18 protein-coding genes and 5 pseudogenes are annotated in these 19,953 nt (G+C 41.8%); 21 read left to right on the plus strand and 2 right to left on the minus strand.

Annotation, left to right across the window (positions count from 1 at the left end):
• The first annotated feature begins 71 nt into the window (after positions 1 to 71).
• Complete coding sequence (ytxJ, locus tag G4D76_RS11620) at positions 72 to 392, plus strand: bacillithiol system redox-active protein YtxJ (RefSeq protein WP_026859902.1); 321 nt, start codon at positions 72 to 74, stop codon at positions 390 to 392.
• Between the two features lie 29 nt (positions 393 to 421).
• On the opposite strand, the gene G4D76_RS11625 is transcribed toward ytxJ, so the two are convergent.
• Positions 422 to 1,261, minus strand: a complete 840-nt coding sequence (locus G4D76_RS11625; RefSeq protein WP_250129964.1) for a GGDEF domain-containing protein — start codon at positions 1,259 to 1,261, stop codon at positions 422 to 424.
• Between the two features lie 352 nt (positions 1,262 to 1,613).
• Between G4D76_RS11625 and G4D76_RS11630 the strand changes: the two are divergent.
• Positions 1,614 to 2,662, plus strand: a pseudogene (locus tag G4D76_RS11630) (glycosyltransferase family 4 protein).
• On the opposite strand, the pseudogene G4D76_RS11635 reads toward G4D76_RS11630, so the two are convergent.
• Positions 2,663 to 3,290: pseudogene (locus tag G4D76_RS11635) on the minus strand (YigZ family protein). It abuts the pseudogene before it with no gap.
• Positions 3,291 to 3,441: 151 nt separating this feature from the next.
• Here G4D76_RS11635 and G4D76_RS17110 point away from each other — a divergent pair.
• From G4D76_RS17110 to uvrA, 19 genes and pseudogenes are all read left to right on the plus strand, one after another.
• Entirely contained in the window at positions 3,442 to 3,864 is a 423-nt protein-coding gene (locus G4D76_RS17110) for a DegV family protein (RefSeq protein WP_371814690.1), read from the plus strand.
• Positions 3,830 to 4,240 carry a DegV family protein gene (locus G4D76_RS17115; RefSeq protein ID WP_371814485.1) on the plus strand — a complete coding sequence of 137 codons (411 nt, stop codon included), beginning with the start codon at positions 3,830 to 3,832 and terminating at the stop codon, positions 4,238 to 4,240. Before G4D76_RS17110 ends, G4D76_RS17115 begins: the two co-directional genes overlap by 35 nt.
• Positions 4,241 to 4,299: 59 nt before the next feature.
• Positions 4,300 to 4,620, plus strand: coding sequence for a hypothetical protein (locus G4D76_RS15365; RefSeq protein ID WP_250129965.1), 321 nt, complete (start codon positions 4,300 to 4,302; stop codon positions 4,618 to 4,620).
• Positions 4,617 to 5,537 carry a helicase-related protein gene (locus G4D76_RS11645; protein WP_250129966.1) on the plus strand — a complete coding sequence of 307 codons (921 nt, stop codon included), beginning with the start codon at positions 4,617 to 4,619 and terminating at the stop codon, positions 5,535 to 5,537. The genes G4D76_RS15365 and G4D76_RS11645 overlap by 4 nt, the downstream gene beginning before the upstream one ends.
• Complete coding sequence (locus G4D76_RS11650; RefSeq protein WP_213809961.1) at positions 5,534 to 6,214, plus strand: ComF family protein; 681 nt, start codon at positions 5,534 to 5,536, stop codon at positions 6,212 to 6,214. Before G4D76_RS11645 ends, G4D76_RS11650 begins: the two co-directional genes overlap by 4 nt.
• 45 nt (positions 6,215 to 6,259) lie before the next feature.
• Positions 6,260 to 6,820 (plus strand): ribosome hibernation-promoting factor, HPF/YfiA family, encoded by a 561-nt coding sequence (hpf, locus tag G4D76_RS11655; protein WP_026859909.1) that lies wholly within the window; start codon positions 6,260 to 6,262, stop codon positions 6,818 to 6,820.
• A gap of 138 nt (positions 6,821 to 6,958) precedes the next feature.
• A pseudogene (gene secA, locus G4D76_RS11665) lies at positions 6,959 to 9,483 on the plus strand (preprotein translocase subunit SecA).
• Positions 9,484 to 9,498: 15 nt separating this feature from the next.
• Positions 9,499 to 10,597 (plus strand): annotated as a pseudogene (prfB, locus tag G4D76_RS11670) (peptide chain release factor 2).
• A gap of 90 nt (positions 10,598 to 10,687) precedes the next feature.
• Positions 10,688 to 10,852 (plus strand): c-type cytochrome, encoded by a 165-nt coding sequence (locus G4D76_RS11675; RefSeq protein WP_213809964.1) that lies wholly within the window; start codon positions 10,688 to 10,690, stop codon positions 10,850 to 10,852.
• A 520-nt stretch (positions 10,853 to 11,372) separates the two neighbouring features.
• Positions 11,373 to 11,627, plus strand: a complete 255-nt coding sequence (locus tag G4D76_RS11680) for a LysM peptidoglycan-binding domain-containing protein (RefSeq protein WP_213809965.1) — start codon at positions 11,373 to 11,375, stop codon at positions 11,625 to 11,627.
• A 26-nt stretch (positions 11,628 to 11,653) separates the two neighbouring features.
• Positions 11,654 to 12,058, plus strand: coding sequence for a LysM peptidoglycan-binding domain-containing protein (locus G4D76_RS17120; RefSeq protein WP_371814691.1), 405 nt, complete (start codon positions 11,654 to 11,656; stop codon positions 12,056 to 12,058).
• Between the two features lie 15 nt (positions 12,059 to 12,073).
• Positions 12,074 to 12,472 carry a hypothetical protein gene (locus tag G4D76_RS15370; protein WP_250129967.1) on the plus strand — a complete coding sequence of 133 codons (399 nt, stop codon included), beginning with the start codon at positions 12,074 to 12,076 and terminating at the stop codon, positions 12,470 to 12,472.
• Between the two features lie 134 nt (positions 12,473 to 12,606).
• Positions 12,607 to 13,080 (plus strand): CHAP domain-containing protein, encoded by a 474-nt coding sequence (locus G4D76_RS16195; protein ID WP_256440584.1) that lies wholly within the window; start codon positions 12,607 to 12,609, stop codon positions 13,078 to 13,080.
• Between the two features lie 227 nt (positions 13,081 to 13,307).
• On the plus strand, positions 13,308 to 13,478 hold the full coding sequence (locus tag G4D76_RS11695) for a hypothetical protein (protein ID WP_156897228.1): 171 nt from the start codon (positions 13,308 to 13,310) through the stop codon (positions 13,476 to 13,478).
• A gap of 350 nt (positions 13,479 to 13,828) precedes the next feature.
• Entirely contained in the window at positions 13,829 to 14,173 is a 345-nt protein-coding gene (locus G4D76_RS15380) for a TlpA disulfide reductase family protein (protein WP_250129969.1), read from the plus strand.
• On the plus strand, positions 14,174 to 14,809 hold the full coding sequence (locus G4D76_RS11705) for a YfbR-like 5'-deoxynucleotidase (protein WP_213809966.1): 636 nt from the start codon (positions 14,174 to 14,176) through the stop codon (positions 14,807 to 14,809). It abuts the gene before it with no gap.
• 96 nt (positions 14,810 to 14,905) lie between these two features.
• On the plus strand, positions 14,906 to 15,022 hold the full coding sequence (locus G4D76_RS15385) for a DUF2198 family protein (protein ID WP_250129970.1): 117 nt from the start codon (positions 14,906 to 14,908) through the stop codon (positions 15,020 to 15,022).
• 111 nt (positions 15,023 to 15,133) lie between these two features.
• Positions 15,134 to 17,108 (plus strand): annotated as a pseudogene (uvrB, locus tag G4D76_RS11715) (excinuclease ABC subunit UvrB).
• Positions 17,109 to 17,113: 5 nt separating this feature from the next.
• Complete coding sequence (gene uvrA, locus G4D76_RS11720; protein ID WP_026859917.1) at positions 17,114 to 19,942, plus strand: excinuclease ABC subunit UvrA; 2,829 nt, start codon at positions 17,114 to 17,116, stop codon at positions 19,940 to 19,942.
• Positions 19,943 to 19,953 lie beyond the last annotated feature (11 nt).

Genomic DNA, 19,953 nt, shown 5'->3' on the forward strand with positions numbered 1-19,953 from the left:
TGTTTTTAAACTGATTTGCTATATTTTTAAATAAGTGATAAATTATATAAAGTTATGAAAGGTGTGATGAAATGTTAACTAAAATAACCAGTATAGATGCATTTCAAAATCTAATTAAAAATAAAACTGAATTCTATTTTTTAAAACACAGCAACACTTGTCCGATATCTGCTTCGGCTTTTGAAGAATTTCAAAAGTTCCATTATGAAAGAGACATGGACGGCTATTATTTAATCGTCCAGGATCATCGCGACCTATCTAACTATATCTCTGAAACTTACGATATAAAGCATGAATCGCCGCAGGCATTTTACTTCTCCAAAGGAAACGTGAAGTGGCACGATTCACACGGTAAAATTACATTAAGCACTCTGTCGAGTGTAGAAGATTAAAAAAAAACGAGCCGGGGCTCGTTTTTTTATTATCCGATTGGGGCAAACATTACTCTGTTTTGTCCCAGTTTTTTCGCTTCAAACAATGCGCCTTCCGCTTCTTTTAACAAATCGCGTTTCGTCGCACCGGTTGTATCTTTGTATCCGACACCGACTGAGACAGTCGCATTGACCGTATCGATTTCGTTGATGTGGAATTTCGAATATTCGACGCTGTTGCGTATTGCTTCACCGAGGCGGACGGTTTTATCGAATGAAAGGTTTGGAATAATCATCGCAAACTCTTCGCCGCTGTTTCTGAACAGATGACCGCCTGTCGGCACGTAATTTTTTAACAGCGATGCCATCTGGCGGATAATTTTATCGCCGGAATCGTAACTGTGCTTGTCATTATACGATTTAAAACTATCGATATCGATTAGCAGAAGACTGAGCGTGTCGTCATTTTCAAAATGATCATCGACTAATTTGTCGAGCGATTTAACATTGCCGAGCTGTGTTAAGTGGTCGATAAATTCATCATCATCGATACGTTTGTTTAATCTGTATATCGTATTAATATCTTCATACATCATATGTGCAACAAATATAATCAGCGATGTTACAACGAGTAGTATTATACCCGTCATTAATGATATATTGTAGAAGAATTGGTTCAAGACAATCATATATAAAGAAGTGAAGATAATATTCGTCACAACTAAATTCGCATTCGTAATTTTACGCATAAATGGCACGACCATTAGAAACAGCATGTACAGCGCTAAAAACACGATATAGACTGAGGTACTGTGTTCAAAAATAAAGTGATAGAAAAAATATACGACAGCAGCTGACATCAGTCCGTAGTAAAATTTTATATGCTGCAAGAATTAACAGCGGAATAAAAAACAGTGAAAATTCGCCCTGTGATGTGCTGAATGGTACGAGCAGTGACAAAATTGACAATGTTGTCATTAAGAGTGACTGAAACAAGCCTGTTTCCACAATCTTTTTTTCTTCGAAAAATTGAATACGGTAAAAGAGGTAGATACCGCTTATAATCAATGCGATATTTAAAAGGAAATCAATAAACATGGCGCGCCTCCTGACCGGATGAATTAATATCTTCATTATACAATGATTTATTCATTAAGGAAAATTATCATTTGATTCTTTAAAAAGGAAACTTTTTATACCAAATATGGTATATTTAATTGGATTAAAAATACGGGTGAGAATATGTATACTTTATTTATTTTATGTATATCGTTCGCGATATCTTTATTAATAGTGCCGCTTTTTATATACCTTGCGAAACGTTTCGGGTTTGTAGACTATCCAAACTACCGCAAAGTGCATAAGGTGCCGATGCCTTATCTCGGCGGCGTGGCAATATTGCTGAGTTTCACTATTGTAACGCTGTTTGCTCAGCCGGTTGAAACTGAATATAAACCGATTATTATCGGTGCAGCGGTTATCTGCCTGATTGGTCTGATCGATGACAAGTATGATCTGAAGCCGTTTATTAAATTTCTCGGCCAGCTCGTTGCCATCGCAGTGCCGATTTCTTACGGTATTGTAATCGATACGATTACGCCGTTCGGTTTTGAAATCAACTTTGGTGTCTTTTCCATACTGGTCACTGTTATTTGGCTTGCAGCGATTATTAACGCGATAAACCTGATCGACGGCCTCGATGGTCTGGCTACGGCGTAGTGATTATTGCACTGGCGAGTATCGCAATTATTACAATCTTCCAGCAGAATATCTTCGTTATGATGCTCTGTGTTATTTTACTCGGCGCATGTCTCGGATTTCTGCCGTACAATTTTCACCCTGCAAAAATTTTTCTCGGTGATAACGGAGCGATGATGCTCGGCTATATTATCGGTGTACTGTCGATTATCGGCTTTAAAAACATTACGTTTATATCGCTGTTTTTCCCGATTATTATACTCGGCGTGCCCTTTATGGATATATTTTTCGCGGCAATCCGGCGGTACAGGGAAGGTGTGTCCGTAATGGGCGCAGATAAAAACCACCTGCATCACAGAGTGCAGCAGCTTGGGTTCTCCCACAGGGAGACCGTTGTGCTGATTTACTTTATTGCCCTCTTGTTTGCAATCGGCGGTGTGATTATGTATCTCGCAACCGTTCCAGGTGCGGTAATCATCGGCATTCTGCTGCTGTTTACTATGAACATTGTCGTCGAAGCGACAAATCTGATCGGTTCAAACCGGCGTCCGGTGTTGAACTTTTTCCAGAAAGTATTTAATAAAATTCCATAATCAGACTTTTTCTTCAGCGATAATAATATCGCCTGCTTCATAATAGAAACTGTTGCTGGTAATTTCTCTTAAGGTGTTGACGATTTCGTCAGCGCCTTTTTCTTTAACGTGAATGACGTAGCTCACTTTATCAGTGTAATCCTGAGAGACGATGGACGCATCAGTCGTACCGAGGAAATGTTCAAACTTGCTTGTAAAAGTGTAGTCGAGCGTAACAGTCAGCGGTATCACCGGGACTTCAACAGCCCTGCCGGCTTCCTGGACCGCACTCGATGCCCCTTGTGAATACGCGCGGATTAAGCCGCCGGCACCAAGTTTAATTCCGCCGTAGTAACGCGTAACGACAACTGTAACATTATAGAGCTCTTCTTTTTTCAGCACTTCCAATATCGGCACACCAGCTGTACCCTGAGGCTCACCGTCATCGTCCGCCTTTTGAATCAGCGCACTCTTACCGACGATATAGGCGCTGCAATTATGCGTGGCAGCTTTATGCTCTTTCTTTATATCAGCGATGAATGCCTTCGCTTTTCTTCTGATTCAGTCCGTTTATAAACGATAAAAACCGGGACTTTTTAATAACGATTTCTGTTTTTGCACTTTTGTAATTCATGTATTTTTGTTCCATACAAACACCTCAATAATAGTTTATCATATGTCTGATATGTAGTAGAATAGTTACGAGATGAATTGGAGGAGACGCATATGAAAGTTGCGGTTGTCGTGGATTCGACAAGTTATTTGCCTGAGCATATTTTAACCGGACATATATATATACAATTCCATTAAATGTAGTTGTTGGAGATAAAGTTTTAAAAGAAAATGAAATAGATAACAAATGGTATTATGCGGAAATGGCATCACTGGATGAACTGCCGACGACGAGTCAGCCGTCTATCGGGGATTATATTTTACTGCTGGAATCACTGTACCGTGACGGCTACACCGACGTAATCAGTTTTCATTTATCAGCTGAACTCAGCGGTACGTGTCAAAATGCGAGAGCAGCTGCAGCAAGCGTCGACGGTATTAACGTACACGTGGTCGATTCAGAAATTGCTGCTGCACCGCTTGGCTTTATGGCCTTATATGCAGCTCAGAATATTGACAAAAAACCGCTTGAAGAAATACTTGCAGATGCTGATGAGATGAAGAAAAAAAGGCAACATGAACGCATTCTTCCTAGTCGATACACTGACTAATCTGCAAAAGGGCGGACGATTATCGAACGCTCAGGCATTTATCGGCGGACTGTTAAAGATTAAACCGATTCTTGAATTTCAGGACGGTAAAATTGTCGCAATCGAAAAAATCAGAACGCAGAAAAAAGCGATGCTGAAAATTGAGGAGATGCTGGAGGCTGAATTCGAAAAGCACGCTGGCAAAGAACTGAAAGCCTGCTTAATTCATGCTAACGCAGAAGAACTTGGTAAACGTTATAAGATTGAGCTGGAAGAAAAATTTCCGCAGGTTGAATTTATTCTGCAGGAATTTGGACCGGTTGTCGGTACGCACTTAGGGGAAGGCGCACTCGGCATCGGTTTTACAACGTATAACGTAGACACTACCGGCTTATAATTTTATATTTTTAAACCGCAGCTTATTCAGGCTGCGGTTTTTTTATTGGAGGAATTATTATGATCTTAAAACACGGCGCACCGGATATTATGTTTGACAGGGGAGTAAAGAATAATCAGTGCCTCCGCTGCGGCAACCGTGACAAACAATTGTTTTACACTTATTATTCTTCATATGAAAATACGCACATTACGTACTGTCTGCACTGCGTTGCGCTTGGCCGGTCTGATTCAGTTAATCCGCTGTACGGCTCGGAAACAGAGCGTAAGAGCGAGAACATTGATTACAGGCTTGAATTTGAGCTGAATGATATACAAAAACAAGCGAGTGCGCGACTGCTTGATGCGATTAAGAATAAACATAATCTGTTTATGCGGTGACTGGCGCGGGGAAAACTGAGATTACATTTGAAGGTATTAAGTATGCCCGGCAAAACGGTTTGAATGTGGCGTTCATCTCACCGAGAATCGATGTGGTTAAAGAAGTTTATTTAAGACTGGCAGATGCGTTTAAAGGAGTGCGGATTGATTTAATGTACAGCGGCGTAAAATCGGTGTTCTCTCATATGTTTACAGTCTGCACCGTACATCAGCTGTTTAATTGCATCCATCATTATGATGTTATTATCGATGAAGTCGATGCGTTTCCGCTGCCGGAAGAACCGCTGTTAATGAGTACGATAAAACGGGCGGCTGCGGATGATGCTTCGATTATTCTAATGACAGCAACGCCAACACGTGAAATGAAATTACTTGCCGGAAAAGATAACATCGTGACGATTGCACGCCGCTATCACGGTTATGATTTAGCTGTGCCTAACATTGTCTGGCATAATGCTGACAAGTATATTAAAAAGAAAAAAATACCGCCAAAACTTATTGAACTGGTAGATGGGATTATGAAGGGAAATAGAAAAGTTCTTATCTTTTTTCCGGATATCAACATGATGAAATCACTGGCTGCGGTAATGGAAATTAAATACAAACGTCTGGAATCGGTCTACAGCGGAGATAAGGCACGGTATAAGAAAGTGCAGATGATGCGGGACGGCGAGCTCGATATTCTGCTGACAACGACTATTCTGGAACGCGGTGTCACGTTTTTGAATATGGACGTAATTGTCATCGACGCACACCGGTTCGATAGTGCAAGTCTGATTCAAATATGCGGGCGCGTCGGGCGGAAACCAAAAGATCCGACAGGAAATATCTGGCTGATGACAACGTTTAATACTGCCGGCATCACGAAGACGCTCACTGCCATCAGACAATTTAATAAAGGGAGGGATACGCTTTGAGATGTTTAAACTGTCATGAGGTGATTAATGAAGAACCGACACTGATCTCGCTTTTTAAGAAAAATGAGCCGCTGTGTTTCACTTGCCGCACCGGACTGAACTTTAAATATCCGGGAGCACGATGCGGCAGGTGTCATCAGCTTGTGGCTGAAAAGACTGACATGTGCCGCGACTGTCACGTTCTACATGCCATTTATCCTGATAATAAAATGTATACGATAACTGATTATAATGAAGAGATGAAGCTGCTCATGCACCGTTATAAGTTTATGCGTGACTATGCGCTCAGTGAAGTGCTTGCTCTGTTGTGTGCATTTAACTTTAAGCAGTACGATTACGTCGTGCCTGTACCAATATCAAAGGCACGGATGAAGGAGCGGACTTATAATCAGACGTCAGCTGTACTGGAGGTACTCGGTGTAAAGTACACGGATATGCTCGGTACTCAGAAGGTGAAAAGACAGTCGGAACTCTCCAGGCAGGAGCGTCTAAACAGTACAAATCCATTTTATTTACTTGAAAATGTTAGCAGCATGAACTTAACGGGTAAGAGTGTACTTATAACAGATGACATTTATACGACCGGCATTACAATACATCAGGCGGCAAATGTGATCAAAGTATTAAATTTTCAGAATATTGATGTGTTAACGTTTTCAAAAGCGCAGCACATTTGATATAATGAAGATAAGAAACAAAGGTACCTACAAGGAGGGCTCATCATGATTAGAGTTGAAATCAGAGGCGAAAACATTGAAGTAACAGACGCAATCCGCGAACATATCGAGGAAAAAGTTGCAAAACTTGAACGTTATTTCAATGACGTACCAAACACACATGCACATGTAAACATCAAGGTTCGTAATAATAAACGCGGTAAAGTTGAGATTACGATACCTATGAAAGATTTAACATTGCGTGCGGAGGAAGGACACGATGATCTTTATGCAGCAGTTGATTTAGTAATTGATAAGCTGGAAAGACAAATTCGCAAACACAAAACTAAAATAAACCGTAAATTCAGAGAGAAAAACCCTGAGGCCGATTTCTTTAATGCAACAGCGTTTGAAAACGGTGCACAAGAAGATAATGAAAACAATGACGAGATAGCAATATTCCGTTCTAAGGAGTTCACGCTGAAACCGATGGATTCTGAAGAAGCGGTATTGCAGATGAATATGCTTGGTCATGACTTCTTCGTCTTTAATGATAGAGAAACTGACGGTACTAGTATTGTTTACCGACGTAAAGACGGTAAATACGGTCTAATCGAAACAAATTAATACCAAATTTCATGAAACCCTGACGGCGGTTTACCCGCCTTCGGGTTTTTTTAATGTTACAATTTTATTTTCCTATATAATGGTGGTAAAATGTAATGATGTATAAACAGGTAATTTTTCACGAGGGAGAGAAAATCCATGGGTGTTTTGGATAAAATGTTCGATGGCAATAAAAGAGAGTTAAAAGCGCTGCGAAAACAAGCACAGAAAGTGCTTGAACTTGCACCGGAAATAGAAAAATTAAGTGATGATGAAATTAAAAATAAAACTGCAGAATTTAAAGAGCAGTTACAGACTGCAGAAGGTGACAGAAAGAAAGAAGAAAAAATGCTCGACGATATACTGACGGAAGCATTCGCTGTAGTACGGGAAGCATCGAAACGTACGCTCGGCATGGAACCGTTCGAAGTTCAAGTAATGGGTGGTATTGCCCTCCATAAAGGCGATATTGCAGAAATGAAAACCGGGGAAGGTAAAACGCTGACAGCGACTATGCCCGTTTATTTAAATGCATTGGCAGGACGCGGCGTTCACGTTATTACAGTCAACGAGTATTTATCTGAAATTCAGATGGAAGAACTTGAAGTGCTGTATAACTTCTTAGGATTGACTGTCGGGTTAAACCTGAATGCTAAAAACAGTACTGAAAAGCGCGAAGCATTTGCGGCGGACATTACGTATACGACAAATAATGAACTTGGCTTTGATTATTTAAGAGATAATATGGTGACGTACAAACAGGACCGTGTACTCCGCGGTTTAAACTTTACCGTAATTGATGAGGTCGACTCGATTTTAATTGATGAGGCGCGTACACCGTTAATTATTTCAGGTAAAGCGAAGGAAGAGAAACGTATTACTTACAGGCACACCAGTTTTCTAAAATGCTGAAAGAGGAAGAAGACTACACGTACGATATTAAAACGAGAAATATTCAGCTGAACGAATCCGGTATGGAGAAAGCTGAGAAATGGTTTAAAATCGATAACCTGTATGACGTTCAGCACGTCAGCCTGCTGCACCATATCAATCAGGCCTTAAAAGCGAACTTCTCAATGGAGCGGGACGTGGATTACGTCGTTGAAGATGATGGCATTTTAATCGTCGACCAGTTTACAGGGCGCACGATGAAAGGCCGCCGTTTCTCTGACGGGCTGCACCAGGCAATCGAAGCAAAAGAAGGCGTGGATATTCAAAATGAATCGCGCACGATGGCATCGATTACTTTCCAGAACTTTTTCCGTCTCTTCCATAAGCTGTCGGGCATGACAGGGACAGCGAAGACCGAAGAAGAAGAGTTTATGAACATTTATAATATGCGTGTTACACAGATTCCGACGAACCAGCCGGTTCAGAGACTCGATAATACAGATAAAATTTATGCGGCAGAAGAAATTAAACTGCGTGCAGTTGTCGAAGATGTAATCGACCGCCACAAAAAAGGACAACCGATTTTAATCGGTACTGTAGCGGTTGAAACGAGTGAGCTGATTTCAAATCTGCTGAAAAAACACGGCATACGCCATAATGTCTTGAACGCTAAAAACCACGGGCGTGAAGCGGAAATTGTTAAAGAAGCCGGTAAAAAAGGCGCGGTTACTATTGCGACCAACATGGCCGGACGCGGTACAGATATTAAACTCGGCGAAGGTGTTAAAGATCTCGGCGGACTTGCGGTAATTGGTACTGAGCGTCATGAATCACGACGCATTGATGACCAGCTCCGCGGACGTTCCGGACGTCAGGGTGACGTTGGTGAAAGTACGTTTTACCTGTCCTTAGAAGATGATTTAATGCGCCGTTTTGGTTCTGAAAGAATTCAGAGCATTATGGAACGGATGGGTATGAGCGAAGAAGAACTGACGAGCAAAATGATTTCACGCGGTGTGGAATCATCACAAAAACGCGTTGAAGGAAATAACTTCGATGCGCGTAAACGACTGCTTGAATATGATGAAGTATTGCGTAAACAGCGTGAAATTATTTACGGTGAACGCGATGAAATTATCGATCACGATGATGTATCAGAACTGCTGAACGATATGCTTGAACGCTCTGTGCAGCGGACAGTTGAATTTTATGATCTCGATACCGAAGAAGATATCGATTATGAGCAGTATGTTAAGACTCTGACGGATATGTATCTGCCGGAAGACGAAATCAATGCTGATGAAATCCGCGGCAGAGGTGCTGAAGAAATCTATACGATTGTTATGGATAAAGTAAAAGCTCACCTCGCAGAGAAAGAAGAAACGCTCGGAGAAGAAAAAATGCGTCTGTTCGAACGTATGATGATGCTCCGCACGATGGACCAGAAGTGGGTTGAACATATAGACAGTATGGATCAGCTGAGAACTGGTATTCATCTCCGTTCATACGGTCAGATTAATCCGCTCCGTGAATACCAGAACGAAGGTATTCAAATGTTTGAAAACATGCTCGTTAATATAGAGGATGATACTGCTAAATTTGTGCTGAAGACGACAGTCCGCACGGATGAAGAAATGAAACGTGAACAGGTTGTAGATAAAAAACAAATGCAGACAGGCGACGGCAAACAAAAAGCTAAAAAACAGCCGGTTAAACGCCAGGTTAAAGTCGGCAGAAATGATCCGTGCCCATGCGGCTCGGGCAAAAAATACAAAAACTGTCACGGACAATAAGTTAGGGGAAAAAATATGGAATTAAGTGAAGTAAAAAACTTTTTACAAAGCAGCAGAGATAAGTTAAATGACTTTAGGGGGTCTCTTGACTTAGAAGAAAAAGGACTCAGATTCAGGAACATGAAGAACTTATGCTGGACCCGGATTTTTGGAACGACAGCGATAAGGCAGCGGAGGTCATCGCAGAGAACAACCATTTGAAAAAAATTGTCGATGGTTTTAATTCACTGCGCGACTCGCTGGACGATATTGAAACATCCCACGAACTGCTGCGTGAAGAATACGACGAGGAACTGGCGGAACTGCTTGATGAATCCGTTAAAGAAACGTCAGCGGCAATTGAAGAGTATGAACTGAATCTGCTCCTAAGCGGCGAACACGATGCGCTGGATGCAATGCTCGAACTGCATTCAGGTGCCGGCGGCACAGAGTCTCAGGACTGGGCAGAAATGCTGCTCCGTATGTATCAGCGCTACAGTGAATCAGAAGGTTTCAAAATTGAAACGCTGGATTATCAGAGCGGCGATGAAGCGGGCGTGAAGAGTGTGTCTATATCTATTAAAGGACCGAACGCCTACGGCTTATTAAAAGCTGAAAAAGGTGTGCACCGTCTGGTGAGAATATCGCCATTTGACTCGTCGGGACGCCGTCATACGTCATTCGCTTCATGTGAAGTAACACCGCTGTTTAAAAATACGGATATTAAAATTGAAATCAATACCGATGATATTAAAATTGATACGTACCGTTCAAGCGGTGCCGGCGGACAGCACGTCAATACGACGGACTCTGCTGTCCGTATTACTCATCTGCCGACAGGAGTGTTGTAACCTGTCAGAATGAACGTTCACAAATTAAAAACCGTGAACAGGCGATGCAGATGCTGAAAGCAAAACTGTATCAGCGTAAGCTGGAAGAACAGCGTGCAGAAATTGACGACATTAAAGGTGAACAGAAAGAAATCGGGTGGGGAAGCCAGATTAGAAGTTATGTCTTTCACCCGTACTCTATGGTTAAAGATCATAGAACAAACTACGAGGTCGGAAATACGGATAAAGTAATGGATGGAAACTTATCACCGTTTATTCATGCGTATCTGCGCTGGAGTATGTAATATATTTGGAGGTCTGTAATAAATGAAAAAAATACTGCTGACTGCAGGTTTTAGGTATTGTACTGTTACTCGGCGCATGCGGCGGAGGAAATGAAGAAGAAAACAGAAGAAGCGGCTGTGGTAGGTGACGGACAAGCGACATCAGAAGACGGTGAAGCAGTATACCGTGCAGCATCATGCTTCAGCTGTCACGGTGCTGATCTTGAAGGCGCATCAGGTCCGAACTGTGCAAGAAGTCGGTGCGAGATTGAATGAAGCAGATTCGCACAGTTTGTAGTAGAACGCGTCATCCGCGGCGGTTTGGTTGAAGACCAAGAAGACTTGGATAATCTGGTTGAATGGCTGTCGAATCAAAAATAATTTAACAGAGAAATACGGGCACATTAAATTGTGCCCGTGTTTTTAAATTTTCAAGAATAAAAAGACTTTATGGCAGCTATAAAAACTAGCGGCGGGAAGCTTATATTTCGAATTAAAACTGAAATAATATTTGTGAAAAATGCTGTGACAAAAATGGATAAATAAAATTACTCATGATAGAATCAACGTTTATCAGTTTGAAATAACTTAAATTATTTTATATGTAAAGAAATGCTCTCTAGATTTCCACTAAGTTTCTTTTATATTACAAGTATATTACAATCAGCTTTTCTGCAAATCCTTATGCTATAGTTTACATCGTATCGTAATAGATAGATGTGAACGTAAACATTAGACAAAAACATATAAAAGAAAATATATTAAACTAATTATCTAGCAGGAGGAAATTCACTTTATGAAAAAAACAGTAGTATCTGTAGCAACTTTAACAGCAATCACAGGTGTAGCAGCAACAGCGGTTTCGGCAGACGAGTATACTATATCCAGTGGAGACACTTTATGGGGAATAGCTAGCGAAGTCGGTACATCAGTTGCAGACTTAAAAGCTGATAACGAACTTTCAAGTGACATTATTTTCCCAGGTGACGTACTTACGGTTAAGGAAGAGAAGCGGCACCTGCTCCTGCTAGTAACGAATCATCATACATAGTTAAACCGGGCGACACGCTTTGGGCTATTGGAGCGGAATTCTCGTTAGATTATAATGAAATAAAGAAATGGAACAACTTATCTTCAGATTTAATCTTCGTCGGTCAGGAAATTTCAATTGACGAATCAGCAGTTTCAGCTCCAGCAGTAGAAGAAGCACCTGCTGTAGAAACACTTGAAGAGCCAGTTGTAGCAGAAGTTCAAGAAGTTGAACCGGCAGCAGAGGTTGTTGAAGAGCCAGTAGCAGAGGTTGTTGAAGAGCCAGTTGTAGCAGAAGTTCAAGAAGTTGAACCAGCAGAAGAAGTTGTTGAAGAGCTAGTTGTAGCAGAAGTTCAAGAAGTTGAACCAGCAGCAGAGGTTGTGAAGAGCCAGTTGTCGAAGAAGTTCAAGAAGTTGAACCAGCGGCAGAGGTTGTTGAAGAGCCAGTTGTAGAAGAAGTTCAAGAAGTTGAACCAGCAGCAGAAGTTGTTGAAGAGCCAACTGCTGATGAAATTGCAGCTGAACAAGCTGAAGCAGACAGAATTGCAGCAGAAGAAGCGGCAGCGGCTGAAGAGGAAGCAGCTAAAGCTGAAGCAGATAGAATTGCAGCAGCTGAACAGGCTGAAGCAGACAGAATTGCAGCAGAAGAAGCGGCAGCTCAAGAAGCAGAAGCGGCTGAAGAGGCAGCAGCTGAACAAGCTGAAGCAGATAGAATTGCAGCAGCTGAACAGGCTGAAGCAGACAGAATTGCAGCAGAAGAAGCGGCAACTCAAGAAGCAGAAGAAGCGGCAGCTCAAGAAGCAGAAGCGGCTGAAGAGGCAGCAGCTGAACAAGCTGAAGCAGACAGAATTGCAGCGGCAGAAGTAGCAGCTCAAGAAGCAGAAGCGGCTGAAGCGGCAGCAGCTGAACAGGCTGAAGCAGACAGAATTGCAGCAGAAGAAGCGGCAGCTCAAGAAGCAGAAGAAGCTGAACAAGCAGCTAAACAAGCTGAAGCAGACAGAATTGCAGCAGCAGAAGCGGTAGCTCAAGAAGCTGAACAAGCAGCGGCTGAAAGAGCTGCGGAACAAGCGGCAGCAGAAGAAGCTGAGGAACAGCCTGCAGCAGCAACTCCTGTTTCTAGCGCAAGCAACGGCAAGAACTACTATTCATGGGGTACATGTGCATGGTACGTATTTGAAAAACGTTCATCAATGGGCATGAGCGTTGGGAATACTTGGGGCGACGCTAAGAACTGGGCATCTAATGCTCAGTCAGCAGGTTACTCTGTAAACAACTCACCTTCAGTAGGTGCTATTATGCAGGCTCCAGCTTACACTAATGGTTCATACGGCCAAGGTCACGTTGCAATTGTTGAGCGTGTAAACGGTGACGGATCAATCTTAGTATCAGAAATGCAGTTCGGTGGCGGACTTGGCGATCAAAAAACGAGAACTATTAGTGCTTCTCAAGTTTCAAGCCATAACTTCATCCACTAATATACATTAATAAAATCAGCGGGAATCAGGTCTATTCTATATAGATTTGTTCCCGCTATTTTTATACCTTTGAATAAATTTAAGAAAATAGGCTATTTAATACTATAGAATAAATAATTCTTAATCGATTTTACAGTCAGCTGCTTTTATAATGATTTAGGCCTTTCACAGTGTCCGATAAACTAAAATCACTTCATATATTACAGTATTAGAAAGGAGTACAATCAATGAGAATTATTTCAAATGATCACGATACAACAGTTGCACTGACTTCTTTAATTATCCTCGGTTTTTTGAACATTATAACGTTCAAACAGATTAAAAAGCTTGATGATAAAGTGACAGAGATGAGCGAACAGTGGCGAAAGGATCGTAAGAGTGATAATCACAAAATATAGTCTGAAAATTTTTTGTTAATCTTCACATTTTCTTAACCTCGGCAGACGGTACTTTCCTAGTGCGGTATGTTAAAATGATTAAAATGATATTAGAAGGAAAGTGGATTTAATGGCGGGTAAAAGGGTTATTACAATAGTTTTTTTGTCGCGTTTTTCCTGCTCATTGGGATAAGTATCGGTGCCGTTATTAATGTTTCCGATGATCAGATGAAGAGCGGAGTCTGCAGACGCTGCAGGATTCAGAGGGGCGCGATAATCATCATGCGGTCGGCTTAAATTTACTGAATACGGAGTCGGATGCTGTAATTAACAGTAAAGTACCGCTGAACGAAATTATTCAGAATAACGAAGTGACTGTTGTAAATTTTTTCGCTTCTTGGTGTGAGCCGTGTAAACGGGAAACCCCTGAGTTAAATGAGTACGCGATGGACACTGCAGACAGTGATGTTCAAATTGTCGGTATTAATATCGATGACAGTGTTAAAAATCGCGATGAGTTTTTAGAAACTTACGATGTGCAGTACCCTGTGTTCGAACTGACTGACGAGGCGGGTATGACAGAGGAGTTTAAAATCAGCTTAATGCCGACAACTTTTTTTATCGATTCAAATGGTGAAGTTGTGCGGGCGTATATTGGAGAAATTGGACCGGAATTGATCACGAATTACATTAACTATGTAAAGGAGCGACAATAAATGGGAGTACATCAATATTTTAAAAGTTTAAATGACCTGGAGAAGCTTGTCAGATGTCCCGGCAAGTTTAAGTATCAGGAGCACAACGTTGCTGCGCATTCGTTTAAAGTAACGAAGATTGCTCAGTATTTAGGGACGGTTGAGGAGCATAAAGGCAATGAAATCGACTGGCGTTCTTTATATGAGAAAGCACTGAATCACGATTACCCTGAAATATTTACAGGGGATATTAAAACGCCGGTGAAGTATGCTTCTCTCGAGCTGAACACATTGTTTATGGAAGTGGAAGAAACGATGACAACGAAGTTTATCGAAACTGAATTTCCGCCGGAGTATCAGCAAATATATAAAGAACGATTGAAAGAAGGCAAAGACAGCACGCTTGAAGGACAGATTCTTTCTGTTGCTGATAAAATCGATCTTTTATACGAATCTTTCGGTGAAATACAGAAGCGAAATCCCGAACCTCTGTTTTTTGAAATCTATGAAGAATCACTCGCAACGATTAAACGTTTTGATCATTTAGTATGCGTGCGGGACTTTTTGGAAAATATATTAACAGAAATGCTGTCGGAACGTTTCATTCCAAAAGATGAACTGTTTGAAATAACGAACACTATTCTGAACCGGGAGTAGCCGCTATGGATTTGTACTGGTACATGATGGCAATGGTCGTTCCAGCTACGACTGTCGTAGTTTACGCGGCTGACACGTAATAAGTACGTAGCAATAATGCTGACTTTTATTCTTTTTGGTGCATCGATATACAGAGGTTTTTACCCCAGTGAGTGGGTAATTTACATAGATTCTGCATCGATTTTTGTAGGATATAGTAGTAGAAATTTTTGAGCTCGATAATTTTAATACGAATAATGAAGAGTAGAGATGACCGAACAAATGTTTGTTATTTCTGCTCTATTTTTGTTAAAATAGTATAGATTAATAAATGGAGGCGAAACAATGGCAGATTTTGAGTTAGTTTCTAAATTTGAGCCGGCTGGTGACCAGCCTCAAGCGATTGAAGAATTAGTAAAACAAATCGGGTCCGGACAAAGACACCAGACACTTCTCGGTGCAACGGGTACCGGTAAAACATATACGATGAGCCAGGTAATACAGAGAATCGGCAAGCCGACTCTGATTATTGCGCATAACAAAACATTAGCAGGACAATTATACAGTGAGTTTAAAGAATTTTTCCCTAATAACAGAGTGGAGTATTTCGTCAGTTATTATGACTACTTCCAGCCTGAAGCCTACGTGCCGAGCACCGATACGTTTATCGAAAAAGATGCATCGATTAACGACGAAATCGATCAGCTTCGCCACTCCGCAACGAGTTCGCTGTTCGAAGGGGATGACGTTATCGTTATCGCTTCGGTCAGCTGTATTTACGGTTTGGGTAATCCGGATGAGTACCGTGATTTAGTTGTGACTATCCGTACGGGAATGGAGCTCGACCGCAATCAATTTTTACGCAAGCTTGTCGACATTCAGTATTCACGTAATGATATCGATTTTAAACGCGGAACGTTCAGAGTGCGCGGCGATATCGTAGAGGTATTTCCGGCTTCAAAGATGAACAGTGTATACGCGTCGAATTTTTCGGTGATGAAATCGACAGAATTCGTGAAATAGATTATTTAACGGGCGAAGTGTATGCAGAACGCGAGCATCTGTCAATTTTCCCGGCATCCCACTTCGTTACGCGAGATGAGAAAATGAAAGTCGCGATTGAACGTTATATGAAGTAGAGCTGGAGGCACAGCTGAAGAAATTTCGCGCCGAAGATAAACTTCTTGAAGCGCAGCGTCTCGAGCAGCGGACGAACTATGACCTTGAAATGATGCGCGAGATGGGCTTCTGTTCAGGTATTGAAAACTATTCAGTGCATACAACATTGCGTGAACCGGGCTCAACACCGTATACGCTGATTGATTATTTTAAAGATTTTCTTATTATGATTGATGAATCCCATGTTACTGTACCGCAAATCAGGGGAATGTATAACGGAGACAAAGCGCGTAAACAAGTGCTTGTCGATCACGGTTTCAGATTGCCGAGTGCACTCGATAACAGGCCGTTAATGTTTTCTGAGTTCGAAGAAAAGGCGGAGCAGCTGCTCTACGTTTCAGCAACACCGGGACCGTATGAAATTGAACATACGGAGAAGATGGTTGAACAGATAATACGTCCGACAGGTCTGCTTGATCCGACGATAGACGTCAGACCATCAGAACATCAAATCGATGATTTAATGGAAGAAATCCATGGAAGAATAGAACAGAATGAACGTGTGTTAGTAACAACATTGACTAAAAAAATGTCGGAAGACTTAACGACGTACTTAAAAGAAGCTGGCATAAAAGTACAGTACCTGCATTCTGAAATTAAAACGCTTGAGCGTATCGAAATACTTCGCGAACTGCGCGTCGGGACTTACGATGTGCTCGTCGGAATTAACTTGCTCCGTGAAGGACTGGATATTCCGGAAGTGTCGCTCGTAACGATACTCGATGCGGATAAAGAAGGTTTCCTTCGTTCGAACCGTGCACTTGTACAGACGATTGGCCGTGCAGCCAGAAACAGCAACGGGCACGTTATTATGTACGCTGATAAAATCACAGATTCGATGCAGTATGCACTCGATGAAACGTCGAGACGCCGCGAAACACAAAAAGCATTTAATGAAAAACATAATATTACACCGATGACAATTAAGAAAGAAATCCGCGATGTCATCAGTGCGCATATAGACATTAAAACAGATGATAAAGTTAAGAAAAAATCCGCGACGAAGAAACTTACAAAATCAGAGCGCGAGAAATTGCTTGAGAAACTTGAACAGGAAATGAAAGAAGCTGCCAGAGATTTAGACTTCGAAACAGCTTCTGAATTGAGAGATGCAATATTTGAGATTCAGGCAGAAGGGTGAGTTACATGAAAAATCCATTCATCAGCATCAGAGGTGCAAGAGAGAATAATTTAAAAGGTATCGATTTAGACATTCCGAGAGATCAGCTCGTCGTTATGACGGGCTTATCAGGCTCCGGTAAATCGTCACTTGCTTTCGATACGATTTATGCCGAAGGCCAGCGCCGTTATGTCGAATCACTCAGTTCATATGCACGCCAGTTTTTAGGGCAGATGTCAAAACCTGACGTCGATGCGATTGAAGGGCTGTCACCGGCAATATCAATTGACCAGAAAACGACGAGCAATAACCCGCGTTCGACTGTGTCGACGATTACGGAAATATATGATTACTTAAGACTGCTTTATGCAAGGGCAGGAACGCCTTATTGTCCCATTCACGATATTGAAATTTCTTCCCAGACAATTGAAGAAATGACCGATATTGTGATGCAGCTGCCGGAACGTACCCGTATTCAAGTATTTGCTCCATTAATGCGCGGTAAAAAAGGACAGCATAAAAAATTAATAACTGATTTAAGTAAAGAAGGCTACGCACGTGTTGTCGTTGACGGAGACATGTTTGATATAGAAGAAGTACCTGAGCTCAGTAAAAATAAAAAACACGATGTAGATGTCGTGATTGACAGACTTGCAGTCAGAGAAGGAATTGAGACCCGGCTCAGCGATTCGCTGCAAGTGGCATTGGAGAAATCCGGCGGTAACGTCACAATTAATGTCATTGACGGCGAAGACCTGCATTTCTCTGAAAACTTTTCATGTCCGGAGTGCGGTTTTACGATTTCGGAACTTGAACCGCGTCTGTTTTCATTTAATGCACCGTACGGTGCATGTGCAGAGTGCGACGGCCTCGGCATGAAAATGTCAGTCGATGAAACACTCGTTGTGCCGGATCAGGAAATATCATTGGACGACGGTGCGATTATTACATGGCAGCCGATCAGTTCAACGTATTATACGCAGCTGTTAACACAGGCTGCAGACTATTACGATATCGATATGACTGTACCGTTTAAAAAATTAAGCGATAAAGAAAAAGATATTATTTTTAACGGCAGCGAAGATGAAATAAAATTTAAATTCGCTCAGGATAACGGTGTAGTTCGTGAACGCAAGATGGCGTTTGAAGGTGTGCTGAAAAATATCGACAGACGATATAATGAGAGTCCTTCCGAATATACGAGAAATGTGATGGGGCAGTATATGCGTGAAATTGAGTGCAAACGCTGTGACGGGTACCGTTTAAACGATGAGGCACTTGCAGTTAAAGTAAACGATACGCATATCGGACAAGTCGTCGAACGTTCTGTTAAGGATGGCATAGACTTTTTCGACAATATTTCTTTATCAGCTCAAAATGAAGAAATTGCAGAACCGATATTAAAAGAAATTGACAGCAGATTGTCATTTTTACGCAACGTCGGGCTCGATTACTTAACTTTGAACAGAAAGAGCGGCACGTTATCCGGCGGAGAAGCGCAGCGTATCCGTCTGGCAACACAAATAGGTTCACGCCTCAGCGGTGTGCTCTATATTCTGGATGAACCGTCAATTGGACTGCATCAGCGCGATAATGAACGTCTAATCAACACTCTAAAAGATATGAGAGAACTCGGCAACACACTAATTGTCGTTGAGCACGATGAAGATACGATGCTCGCGAGTGATTATTTAATCGATATCGGTCCGGGTGCCGGTGAACACGGCGGGGAAGTTGTTTCCTACGGTACACCCGAGGAAGTTATGGCAGATGACAATTCATTAACGGGCCAATATTTAAGCGGCAAGCGCGAAATAGCACTGCCGGAAAATTACCGGAAACCCGATAAGAAAAAAGCATTTAAGATTAAAGGTGCCAGAGAAAACAATCTGAAAAATATAGATGTTAATATTCCGCTAGGTGTACTGAATCTTGTAACCGGTGTGTCCGGTTCAGGAAAGAGTACACTGGTCAATGAAATTTTATATAAGAGCCTGCACCACCAACTCTATAAAACGAAAGAAGTACCGGGCGAACACGATAAAGTCGAAGGCATTGAGCATATCGATAAAATTATTGATATCGACCAGTCGCCGATCGGCCGTACACCGCGCAGTAACCCTGCGACTTACACAGGCGTGTTTGATAACATCAGAGATGTCTTTGCCCAGACAAATGAAGCAAAAGTCAGAGGCTACCAGAAAGGACGCTTCAGTTTTAACGTTAAGGGCGGACGCTGTGAAGCATGCCGCGGCGACGGTATACTCCGTATAGAAATGCACTTCCTGCCGGATGTCTTCGTTCCATGTGAAGTGTGTCACGGAAAACGTTATAACAGAGAAACACTTGAAGTGAAATATAAAGACAAAAGCATAGCAGATGTGTTAAAAATGACAGTAGAAGAAGCATATTATTTCTTTGAAAATCTGCCTAAAATTAAACGTAAAATTAAAACACTCGTCGATGTGGGATTAGGATATGTACGGCTCGGCCAGCCGGCGACAACATTGTCAGGCGGTGAAGCGCAGCGTGTGAAACTGGCGAGCGAACTGCACAGACGCTCGAATGGCAAAACGCTGTATATTCTCGATGAACCAACGACAGGACTGCACTCAGAAGATATTAAAAACTTAATTGGTGTGATTCAGCGTCTCGTTGAACAGGGGGATACTGTTGTAATTATTGAACATAACCTCGATGTAATAAAAGTAGCGGATCATGTTATTGACCTCGGGCCGGAAGGCGGCGAAGGTGGCGGAAACATCGTCGTAAGTGGTACAGTAGAAGATGTAATTGCCAATGAAAACAGCCACACGGGACATCATCTTAAGAAGTGGTTAACCAGAAACCATTAGGAGGTAATATC

It is taken from the genome of Jeotgalicoccus sp. WY2, from assembly GCF_018437745.1.
GTDB classification, from domain to species: Bacteria; Bacillota; Bacilli; order Staphylococcales; family Salinicoccaceae; genus Jeotgalicoccus; species Jeotgalicoccus psychrophilus.

Coding starts and splice junctions, on each gene's coding strand:
- uvrA (WP_026859917.1), top strand. CDS start 17,114: ATGAAAAATCCATTCATCAGCATCAGAGGTGCAAGAGAGAATAATTTA.
- G4D76_RS17115 (WP_371814485.1), top strand. CDS start 3,830: ATGAACGCATTCTTCCTAGTCGATACACTGACTAATCTGCAAAAGGGC.
- G4D76_RS15385 (WP_250129970.1), top strand. CDS start 14,906: ATGCTGACTTTTATTCTTTTTGGTGCATCGATATACAGAGGTTTTTAC.
- hpf (WP_026859909.1), top strand. CDS start 6,260: ATGATTAGAGTTGAAATCAGAGGCGAAAACATTGAAGTAACAGACGCA.
- G4D76_RS11680 (WP_213809965.1), top strand. CDS start 11,373: ATGAAAAAAACAGTAGTATCTGTAGCAACTTTAACAGCAATCACAGGT.
- G4D76_RS11695 (WP_156897228.1), top strand. CDS start 13,308: ATGAGAATTATTTCAAATGATCACGATACAACAGTTGCACTGACTTCT.
- ytxJ (WP_026859902.1), top strand. CDS start 72: ATGTTAACTAAAATAACCAGTATAGATGCATTTCAAAATCTAATTAAA.
- G4D76_RS15365 (WP_250129965.1), top strand. CDS start 4,300: ATGATCTTAAAACACGGCGCACCGGATATTATGTTTGACAGGGGAGTA.
- G4D76_RS11705 (WP_213809966.1), top strand. CDS start 14,174: ATGGGAGTACATCAATATTTTAAAAGTTTAAATGACCTGGAGAAGCTT.
- G4D76_RS11675 (WP_213809964.1), top strand. CDS start 10,688: ATGAAGAAGAAAACAGAAGAAGCGGCTGTGGTAGGTGACGGACAAGCG.